The 3,515-nt window shown below is 63.3% G+C and carries 6 protein-coding genes; 4 read left to right on the forward strand and 2 right to left on the reverse strand.

From position 1 onward, the window contains the following. Positions 1-63 precede the first annotated feature (63 nt). Positions 64-888 carry a hypothetical protein gene (locus R3217_10520; protein MDX1455876.1) on the forward strand — a complete coding sequence of 275 codons (825 nt, stop codon included), beginning with the start codon at positions 64-66 and terminating at the stop codon, positions 886-888. Between the two features lie 33 nt (positions 889-921). Here R3217_10520 and R3217_10525 read toward each other — a convergent pair whose 3' ends face one another. Beyond that, positions 922-1,218: a hypothetical protein gene (locus R3217_10525; protein ID MDX1455877.1), complete on the reverse strand. Its 297-nt coding sequence runs from the start codon at positions 1,216-1,218 to the stop codon at positions 922-924. A 96-nt stretch (positions 1,219-1,314) separates the two neighbouring features. Here R3217_10525 and R3217_10530 point away from each other — a divergent pair, with 96 nt between their 5' ends. The 3 genes from R3217_10530 (at position 1,315) to R3217_10540 (ending at position 2,581) form a co-directional block, all read left to right on the forward strand. Further along, positions 1,315-1,674, forward strand: a complete 360-nt coding sequence (locus R3217_10530; protein ID MDX1455878.1) for a YbaN family protein — start codon at positions 1,315-1,317, stop codon at positions 1,672-1,674. A gap of 68 nt (positions 1,675-1,742) precedes the next feature. After that, positions 1,743-2,168: an energy transducer TonB gene (locus R3217_10535; GenBank protein ID MDX1455879.1), complete on the forward strand. Its 426-nt coding sequence runs from the start codon at positions 1,743-1,745 to the stop codon at positions 2,166-2,168. 68 nt (positions 2,169-2,236) lie between these two features. Further along, positions 2,237-2,581, forward strand: coding sequence for a hypothetical protein (locus tag R3217_10540; GenBank protein MDX1455880.1), 345 nt, complete (start codon positions 2,237-2,239; stop codon positions 2,579-2,581). 1 nt (position 2,582) lies between these two features. Here the strand turns inward: R3217_10540 and R3217_10545 are convergent. Next, a partial coding sequence (locus R3217_10545) for an ExeM/NucH family extracellular endonuclease (protein ID MDX1455881.1) occupies positions 2,583-3,515 on the reverse strand: 933 nt, incomplete at its 5' end.

A 3,515-nucleotide genomic window follows, 5' to 3' on the forward strand; every position in this document is an offset into this window, starting at 1 on the left:
CTGCTTGGAATTGCCCGGCGCGCCTGTCAAAATCCGGCACGGACCTGAACAAAAGGACTTGCCATGCCGTCTCGCCACGCCGTTTTCCTGCCTGCGATCTTGCTGCTGGGTTTGTTCCTCTCCGCCTGTGGTGTCGATGAGGACAACAACCGCGACCCCTATGGCCTGTGGGTGGGCGAGATGAAGGCGAGCGACGGTGATGCCGCGGAAATTGCGGTGATGGCGGTTACGGCGGATGGCACCGCGTTCATCTGGCGGGACGATGGCGTGTTCTGGTTCCGCTTGCGCACGAATGGCCGGCGCTTCTCGGTCTCCCACGAGGCGGTGTCCGTCGCGGGCTCCACCTGGGATGGCAGCAGTTCCTATCTCACCGGTACGCTGGACGGCACGCTGCAAGAGCCGACCGATGCGGATTACCCGGATGTCACGCCGGGCTCGGCGGTCGATATTGCCACCGGCGACCGGGTGATCACCGGCAGCTACACCCTCGGGAAAGAAAAGGGCAGCCTGGTCTTCTTCAATGCCCCGGCGCTCTCGGATCACATCGTCACCCCCACGGCACTCGCCGGCACCTGGTCGTCGTCCGATGATCCGGTGGAGGCGCTGCAGAATGTCACGGTCATTGGTGACGATGGCGTTTTCTCCGGCGTGAATGATGCCGGCTGTGCCTACCAGGGCGAACTCGAATTGCCGGAAGCCGGCAACATCATGAAAGTGACGAGCGTCTCGGCCCAGTGCCCGCGTTACGAAGACGTCGGCCTGAACGGCCAGCTGAACGGTGGCAGCGGCGTGGCCTTCATGCTCGATACGGCCAACCAGTATCTCGTGATGCTCTGGGTGTTCGACTGGGTCAACTATGGTCGCGCCGAGATCCTGGTGCGGCAGTAGCCTGCCAGGAGCCCGCCGGGGTCCCGGTGTGCCTCAGAGAAGATCGTTCTCGACCCAGTTGCCACTTATCCTGCGAACATGGACGTGGTCTTCTTCATGGAAGACCTTGTAGGAATCAGGATCCAGCCCGCCGATCAGCTCGTCCAGCCTGGCCAGTTCATTGGGGTCCGGGCGATACCAGAGTCGCTTGAGCAGGTGGATGCTCGATAAATACAGCGACACCCCGCCATCAATGAGGCGCTCCTGCTTGCGCCGAACTTGCTGCGCTTCCAGCTTCGGCGCGAAGACCTGCCATGCCTCGCTCGATACGTTCAGCTCGCTCTCATCCATGTCTTTCTCTGCTCCGTTTCGCGCTTGATCTCGATCAATGCTACCGCAGTCGGGCGGACTGATACTGCAATCAGGCGTGAAACTGGGAGCGGTACGGTGCGCGGGCTGTATTTCATGACAGGTTGGCTGGCGACGGGGCTGGGTGCAGCAGGCGTGTTCCTGCCGCTGCTGCCGACCACGCCGTTCCTGTTGCTGGCGGCTGCCTGCTTTGCCCGCAGTTCGCCGCGTACTCGCGAATGGCTGCTCGAAGCGCCGCACCTTGGCCCGGTGCTGCAGGACTATCTCGCCCACCGCGTCGTGCCACTGCGGGCCAAGTGCCTGGCCTTGCTGTTTCTCTGGCCGTCGGTAGGGTGGACGGCCACCAGCGTCGTGCCGGTGCCGGCGGTCGGCATCGGCCTCGTCGTCATTGCCGCCGCGGTGACCCTTTACCTGCTCTGGCTGCCGTCGGAAGTGTGACCCCGTGATTTGAATTCCAGCCGCGATCGGGGCAGCGTAGGCGCTTGGGGAAAAGCAGGGGATCTCTTATGCGAATCACACTCTCTATCTTGTTGTTGCTGCCAGCGCTGTTGCTGGCTGGCTGCGGCTCGGGCGGCATCAAGCCGGACGAGATCCCGGCCGACCTGACCATGACCAGCTTCAAGGGCGAGGAGCCCGATGACGAAAAGCCCTTGCCGGCCTGCAAGATCGTGCAGACGGCCGAGTCCTATTACCCGACCGTGGCAGAGAACAACTGCCTCAGCGGCAAGGTGACTATGGAAGTGGACGTGAACTGGGATGGTTCGGTGGCGAACATGACCTTCCTGCTCGAACAGCCGGAACGCATTTTCACCCGCCCGGCTCGACGTGCCATCAAGGGCTACCTGTTCGACACCACGGTGGTGGATGGCGAGCCGCATCCCATGAGCTGCATTGTCACCATCGACTTCCAGCCGCCGGCGGACAGCTGCTGAAGCCCCGGCGGAGACAGCAGCGGGCGTGATGCGGTAGGCTCGGGTTTCATTTCCAGGCGAGAGCGCGCGTGACCAATCCCGATATCGAAGCGGTTGCCGAAGTGGTCGAGGAAGCGCATGGCCAGTTCATGCAGCGCAACCAGAAGGCCTCGGCCTCGATCGGCATCATCAGCTCCAAGATCCGCGCCATGGGCATCGCGGCCGATGCGGTGAACATCGACGATGTGCACAGCAAGACACGGCTGGTGCTGATCGTGCTCGACCAGGATCCCGGCAAGGTCGGCATGGGTATTGGCCAGATCGAGAGCAATGACTACGAGATGATCACGCAGCTGCCGGTCAGCGAGCTGCTGGCCAAGGACGTGCTCGAGGTGCTGGAAGCCCGCTTTTCGCTGGAACCCGCCAGCAGCTGATTCAGTCGCCGATTTGCTCGCAAGCCAACCAGTCGATATCCAGCACCAGCGGATCATGATCGCCGGCCCGCCAGGGGTCGGCCGCGTACCAGCGCTGCTGCTGGTCGGCTGACTGGTATTCCAGGTTGTAATCCAGCACTCGCGGTTCATCGGCATTGCTGTGCCAGGTGGTGGCGCTGATGCAGCCGGCGAGCGCCGGCGTGGCCAGCGCATGGTCCAGCCGACCAACTTCGCCGAAGTAGCTGTAGCTGTAGCCGGGTTCCCTGCCGAAAAGATTGATGAACCCCGCCCGCTGGAGCTCCTGCAACGGGGCTTCCTGCCGGTAGGCATTCAGGTCGCCGACCAGCAGCACCTCGCGATCGCTCCTGTCGTCCAGCCACTCCAGCAGCAGTCTCGATGCCGTGCGTCGCGTGGCGTTCCAGCAGCCTTCGCCACTGTCGCGCTCGTCACCGCGGGCGCCGCGGCAAGTGCGTGCCTTGAAGTGATTCACCGATATCGCAAACACGGTCGAGTCCTGTCCGCTGGCCTGGAAATGCTGCAACAACGGGGGGCGGCTGTTGCGGGAAAACGGCCCGCGCGTCAGCACACCAGGCTGGCCGACGGCGGTGACGCGGGCCGGGTCGTAGAGCAGGGCGTTGGTGATTGCATCGCTGCCGATGCGCTTGCCGTGCTCGACGGGCTGGAATGTTCGCCCGGCCCTGGCGAGTGCCGCGACGAGATCGGCCATGGCGCTGTGCTCGCCAAAGCCGTCGTTTTCCAGTTCGTTCAGCGCCAGGATGTCGGCCTCGCTTTGCACGATGGTCGCCACGATCTTCGCCAGCTGGCGCTGGTACTCCTTTTCGGTGTCTGCACCACGCTGCGTCGGAAATCGCCTTGTCCTGCCTTCGCCATTGAACAGGTTGCCGAGGTTCATGCTGACAACGCGCGTGTTGTC

It is taken from the genome of Gammaproteobacteria bacterium (genome assembly GCA_033720895.1).
In the GTDB taxonomy this organism is placed as follows: Bacteria; Pseudomonadota; Gammaproteobacteria; order Natronospirales; family JAJUFS01; genus JAWWBS01.

Coding starts and splice junctions, on each gene's coding strand:
- R3217_10520 (MDX1455876.1), top strand. CDS start 64: ATGCCGTCTCGCCACGCCGTTTTCCTGCCTGCGATCTTGCTGCTGGGT.
- R3217_10525 (MDX1455877.1), bottom strand. CDS start 1,218: ATGGATGAGAGCGAGCTGAACGTATCGAGCGAGGCATGGCAGGTCTTC.
- R3217_10535 (MDX1455879.1), top strand. CDS start 1,743: ATGCGAATCACACTCTCTATCTTGTTGTTGCTGCCAGCGCTGTTGCTG.